Below are 5,615 nucleotides of genomic sequence, written 5' to 3'. Positions count from 1 at the left end.
TGTCATCCTTTCAGAGCCCGCGCACATCTTGATTTTCCCCTCCCAGTACAATCAGCTCTGAACTGAGCGGAGGGTAGGGCCATGCTGGGAAGCAACCTGAGCGCCGACTCAGTGGCCTCGACCGATACAGGGGGATGCTACGCATCCCCCTGTCGCTAACTGACCGATGAAACTCCCCTATCGGGAGAGGCACCAAAGCGCCAAATCCTGGGGGTGTGGGGGCAAAGCCCCCGCAAGCATGGGTCGCCGACCAAGACTGCCTTCTTAAGCAGGACGCCCTCTCATAATGCGTGCATTGAAGAGGGTGCTCTTGCCAGCGTTGGTGTAACCCACTAGGGCAACCACTGGAACCGGGACTGCCTCGCGGCGCTGGCGTTGTTGATGGCGAATGCGCCGAACGGCGTCGAGCTGGGTCTTGATGTGGTCGAGGCGCAGGTTGATCTTGCGGCGATCGGTCTCAAGCTGGGTCTCGCCTGGGCCGCGGGTTCCGATACCGCCACCAAGTTGCGACATAGCCCGGCCGCGTCCGGCGAGACGGGGCAGCTGGTACTCAAGCTGCGCGAGTTCTACCTGGAGCTGGCCTTCGCTGGTCTTAGCGTGGCGAGCGAACATGTCGAGGATGAGCTGTGAACGGTCGATGACATGGCAGGGTAGCCGGGCCTCGATGTTGCGAAGCTGCGAGGGGGTGAGGTCGTGATCGAAGAGGACAAGCGACGCATTGGTCGAAGCTACGACTTCAACAATTTCGTCGAGTTTGCCTTGGCCGACGAGGCTGGAGGGATCGGGCTTCTGGCGGCGCTGGACAAGGGTGGCGGCGATGGTCGCACCGGCTGATCGGGCAAGTTCCTCGAACTCTGCACGGCTGGCATCAAAGTCCAGTGTGGAGGCTGCATGGTCCGGGAGATCTTCTTCTCCAGCGATGACGGCCGCTGCGGTGCGAGCAAGTCGAGCGGCTGCGGTAAGCTGCTTTCGTTTGCGGAGTTCTCCGGTGAACTCGACCACTACAATTATGGCAAGTTCCTGCTGCGTTTGCGAGGTACGGAGTTCGCGGGCAAGGAGTGCCGCATCCTGGGCCTCACTTGCTTCGACGAGGCTTCGACGGACTGTCTTTCCGCGATTCCGACGTAATTCCGCTTGATCCGACGTGGTCTCAAGCGAGGACTTCTTACTGGTCAAATTTATCTCAATTCAGGGCTGGGCTTCCGACCGACTCTCCTGATGATACTGAATGATGAGCCCCGGTAGGGCTCATCGCTACCGTGTCTTCCTACTACTCGAGCCCTCAATCATTTCCATGAACTGCACGACAAGCCTCTTTGGGAGTGTAGAGGATGCAATGAATTCTTCTGGATTGTTCGCACTCGCCCAACCTCTATCTCCGTTCAAGCATTCAGCCACGCATTGGTAAGGAGTTCGTTCAGTGTTTTGAGATCAACGATGAGCCTGTCGTAGACGATGTCTAGAGCCAGTCCCCAACCACCAGCGCACTGCTTTTCCGTAATGCCAAATGTTTTCAGTGCCGCCAGATATTCTTCTCGTTTGTCTTTGCTGAGATTATGCGCTCCGCTGACACGAAGGACCTGCAGAGCGAATATTGAATCCAGTTCCCCAGGGATCGGCGTAGTGGTCGTCCAATTAGAGATGATTGTGGCTGAATCCTCCACCAGATTGAATCCGGAATCCACTGCTATGCGGGCAAGTTGGGTTATACAGGACAGGAGTTTCAAGCTTTTGAAATCTTTTAAGAACTCTTTCTCAAGGCTGAGGCCAATAGCCATCTTGCGCAACGGTGCTGTCTGCAGGTCATCGATGACAGCAAATATATTCTTGCACCGCTCCAGGAAGGCCGGCTTGGTCATGGGAACTTTCTCAAAACTCCGTTTGTGGGAAGTGAGACGCCAGGTTCCGAGCGGTCGCCTGGATTGTTTCCGGGTTGCCGGCAAACCGCTCACAATACGGCGGAACCGGGTCAAGGAATCCTAAATGCAGAGCAGTGTTCATCAGCGGTCTACAACGGTGTCAGCGATCGCTGGACGCGCGGCCCCGATGCGCGTCTGGGGATCGCTCACAGCGGCGTCGAATCAGTCCGTCCTCGTCAGAAATGGCAGTTCCCCGGGTCCGAAACGTCAATCCGACGCGGTTGACCTGCCGGAATGACCTGAACGGCGATGCTCGTCGCTACGACGTTGCCTTCGTTCCGGACGATGTGCGCATGGTCACCATCGGGATCGACAAATCCCATCCCTCATCGCACATCACATCAGTTAATGTTTGAGCAGGTCTCCGGTGCTGGGGCATCAATTCGGCGGTTCGCCTTTAGCGGATCATGCGGAACGAGTTGGACGGCAACGGTTGCTGCCGGTTCGGTTGAACTTTCGTTGCGTATGATATGTTCTTCGCCCTCGCCGGGATCTACAAACGTGTCCCCTACCTGGTAAACGTGCGGCTTGCAGTCCGCGTGGTACTCCGTTATGGTTCCGGCTGTGACAATGATCAGGCTATGACCAGGGTGCGTGTGCCAGCCAGTGCTCGCGACAATGCCCATCGTGACAGGCGGCCAGATATTGCTCTGTATATACAGGTCGGATGCCCCCTTCGTCCTCTGCAGCGATAACCAGAGCTTGCCCTCGAACCCGGAGGGAAGTGATTTCTTTGTAGCGTGATTGAAGACTTCAATTTCTTGGAACGTGCCAGAACAACCCGGACAAAGCGGCATGCTCTTATACCCTCCAACGGCATTTGTAGCCCAGGCCATCCCCGCAAAATGGTGGGCCATCACCAGGACCGCGGCACAGAACAACACCAACAACATCTGTCTTCGTCTCATGTCGATCTCCTTTTCTTTCTGGCGTCGCCGAATGGAGACGCACGCGGCCACAATCGGACACGTGGGGTGGTACTTTCAAGCGGTAAGGCGCAGAAGTGCAGCCATTCCTTGATTTGCCATCGAATGCAGTCTTTTGCCGTGCCTTTGCAGGCAGGGGAGGCTACAATTTGGGTCGTCACAAACGCGGACCAACCAGGAGAGCGTGATGGGCGAACCATCCCTTGGTATTCCGCCATCCGGGAGACCGCTTGAAGACCGGCTGGATTCGTGGAAGGAGATCGCGGCATACCTCAACCGCGACGTGACGACGGTCCAGCGCTGGGAGAAGCGGGAGGGGATGCCCGTTTACCGGCACCTGCATGACAGGATGGGTTCGGTCTACGCGTTTCGGGTGGATCTGGACGCATGGATGAACAGCCGGAATCTTCGAGTAGGGCAGGAGAATGGGAACACCATATCGTCCAACCCTCCTGCACCGCCACCGCGCTCAGCACAGGCCTTTCTAACCAGATGGACATTCGTTTTGCCGCTGGCAGGGGTGGGAGCCGCGCTGGCGATTGGCGCAAGCCTCTGGTTTCAGAGGACCGAGTACTTCTGGCGAAACCCGATCGCTGACGCGCGATTTCAGACCGTCACGGACTTCGATGGAGTGGAGCAGGCCGCTGCGGTGTCACGCGACGGTCATTTCGTGGCGTTTCTGTCGAACCGGGACGGACAAATGGACGTCTGGGTCACGCAGGTCGGTTCGGGACAGTTCCACAACCTGACCCGCGGGAGCGCGCCGGAACTCGTCAATCCATCGGTCCGCACCCTGGGGTTCTCGCCCGATGGCTCTTTCGTCACGTTTTGGGGTCGCAAGAAAGACGGCTCGAGCGGCGACATCAGCATCTGGGCTGTGCCGACGCTGGGCGGGCAGCCGAGGCCATACCTTGAAGGCGTGGCCGAATTCGACTGGTCGCCCGACGGCTCCCGGCTCGTGTATCACACACCCGGACCCGGAGACCCGCTTTTCGTGTCAGACGGCAGCGTGCGATCAGAGAATCGGCCCATCTTTACTGCGCCTGCCGGGCTCCACAGTCACTTTCCGTTGTGGGCGCCCGACACGGCATTTATTTACTTCGTCCAGGGCGGGCTTCCAGACAAACTGGACATCTGGCGCATCAGGCCAGCCGGCGGAACTCCTGAACGGATCACGTCGCACGGTAGCCGCGTAACTCATCCGGTCTTATTGGATTGGCGCACGCTGATGTACCTCGCCAGTGATCCCGATGGTTCGGGACCGTGGCTTTATAGCATGGACGTCGAGCGCCGCATTCCCCACCGGCTGACCTCTGGCCTTGACCGATACACGTCGCTGGCGGCCAGCGCTGACGGTCGCTGTCTTGTTGTGACGCGCGCAACTCCTAATAGAACTCTCTGGCATCTTTGGATCGCTGATTCACCTCAAAAGGTATCGGAGGCTGCTCGGATCCCGCTGACGACCACCACGGGGTTCTTCCCACGACTTGGCCCAAATTATCTTCTGTATGTTTCTGCGACAGGCACGAGCGAGAGTATCTGGAAGCTCGCCAACGGGACCAGCACAGAGTTGTGGCGCGGCGAGGGAGCGCGAGTCTTTGGTGGCCCGGCAATCTCCCCCGATGGACGGTATATCGCATTCTCGGCCCGGCAACACCGGCAAACGCACTTGTACGTAATGCAGGCCGACGGCACGAAGGCGCGGATCGTGGCTGATTCGCTCAATCTACAGGGCGCTCCAGCATGGGCGCCCGACGGTCAATCGATCACCTCGGCGGCCGACGATCACGGCGTCCCACACCTCTTCCGCGTGCCGATCGACAGTCGCTCCCCCACTCCTTTTGTTCAGGAGTACTCGGTCGATCCTGCGTGGGCGCCCGATGGCCGCTTCGTTGTCTACTCGGGACCGGACATCGGCACCACATTTTCTGTGAAAGCCCTCACGGCCGAAGCTGCACCGCACCCCCTGCCGGCCCTGACCCTGACTCGGGGAGCTCGACACCTGGCCTTCCTGCCTGGAGGACGGGCACTCGTGCTCCTGCGAGGAGAGATTCAGCATAAGAATCTCTGGCTCATCGACCTGGAGACGGGTGCCGAGCGGCAGTTGACCAACCTCACTTCCGACTTCGATATTCGCGACTTCGACATCTCGCCAGACGGTCGTGAAGTTGTCCTCGAACGAGTGCAGGAGCGCTCGGATGTGGTGCTGCTGGATCTCCCCCGACCGTAATTCGGCTAGGACCCCAGCGGTCGCCGCGCTCTGAATATCGGGCCGCTCGAGTCTTTAGGGCCGAGGCACAGGTCTCGATCTGCCCGATGGCATCTATGCTCCCTCCTCATTGCCAAACAGCGTACCTTCGTGCCCGTGAAATGCCCCTCTAAACCTGTCGCTGCCCCAAGGCAACATGGCCGTTTAGTTTACTAGCCTGCATCATTCACGAAGGCTGAGCGAGCGGTTGTTGTGAGCGCGAGCTCGTGACGAAGGCTCGTTTGGCTGGGTGCTGTTGGTTGGATTGCGGTGAGGGGGAGCCTTGCCTAAGCGTTTGCTGGGGGTGGCGCCGTTTTTCGTGCGCAGTTCTCCTGATCCGCAAGTTGCGTGAGGGTGGGAAGTGAGGTTTTCTGGTCAGCCGAGGCGCGCTATCCCGGCGAGGCTCCGAATGCCAGGGCCACTTGCCGGAAGGCGGGAAGAAACGGGAACGACGCGGGCAGATGCAGCACCATGCGGCGCACCGAGACCACCACGCGAGCGCCCAGCTTCAGTAACCGTTCG

General features: G+C 59.0%; 4 protein-coding genes. 1 reads left to right on the top strand and 3 read right to left on the bottom strand.

Annotated features, from left to right (window positions below; translation table 11 throughout):
• Window positions 1-264: 264 nt before the first annotated feature.
• From hflX to Q363_RS30145, 3 genes are all read right to left on the bottom strand, one after another.
• The gene (gene hflX / locus Q363_RS30155; protein ID WP_425387813.1) at window positions 265-1,176 is read right to left on the bottom strand and encodes a GTPase HflX; all 912 of its coding nucleotides are present in this window, start codon (window positions 1,174-1,176) and stop codon (window positions 265-267) included.
• Between the two features lie 206 nt (window positions 1,177-1,382).
• Window positions 1,383-1,859: a hypothetical protein gene (locus Q363_RS30150; RefSeq protein WP_035358118.1), complete on the bottom strand. Its 477-nt coding sequence runs from the start codon at window positions 1,857-1,859 to the stop codon at window positions 1,383-1,385.
• Window positions 1,860-2,260: 401 nt separating this feature from the next.
• Window positions 2,261-2,827, bottom strand: coding sequence for a cupin domain-containing protein (locus Q363_RS30145; protein ID WP_211256434.1), 567 nt, complete (start codon window positions 2,825-2,827; stop codon window positions 2,261-2,263).
• Window positions 2,828-3,032: 205 nt separating this feature from the next.
• On the opposite strand from Q363_RS30145, the gene Q363_RS30140 reads away from it, so the two are divergent.
• Entirely contained in the window at window positions 3,033-5,075 is a 2,043-nt protein-coding gene (locus tag Q363_RS30140; RefSeq protein WP_035358117.1) for a PD40 domain-containing protein, read from the top strand.
• Window positions 5,076-5,615: the final 540 nt, after the last annotated feature.

Origin of the sequence: Edaphobacter aggregans DSM 19364, from assembly GCF_000745965.1 — a bacterium.
Taxonomy (GTDB): Bacteria; Acidobacteriota; Terriglobia; order Terriglobales; family Acidobacteriaceae; genus Edaphobacter; species Edaphobacter aggregans.
The sequence above is the reverse complement of the archived record's forward strand: the minus strand, read 5'-3'. Positions and strand labels throughout refer to the sequence as shown.

Bases quoted from the DNA above. Each gene is read 5' to 3' on its own strand.
- Q363_RS30150 (WP_035358118.1), bottom strand. From the start codon at position 1,859: ATGACCAAGCCGGCCTTCCTGGAGCGGTGCAAGAATATATTTGCTGTC.
- Q363_RS30145 (WP_211256434.1), bottom strand. From the start codon at position 2,827: ATGAGACGAAGACAGATGTTGTTGGTGTTGTTCTGTGCCGCGGTCCTG.
- Q363_RS30140 (WP_035358117.1), top strand. From the start codon at position 3,033: ATGGGCGAACCATCCCTTGGTATTCCGCCATCCGGGAGACCGCTTGAA.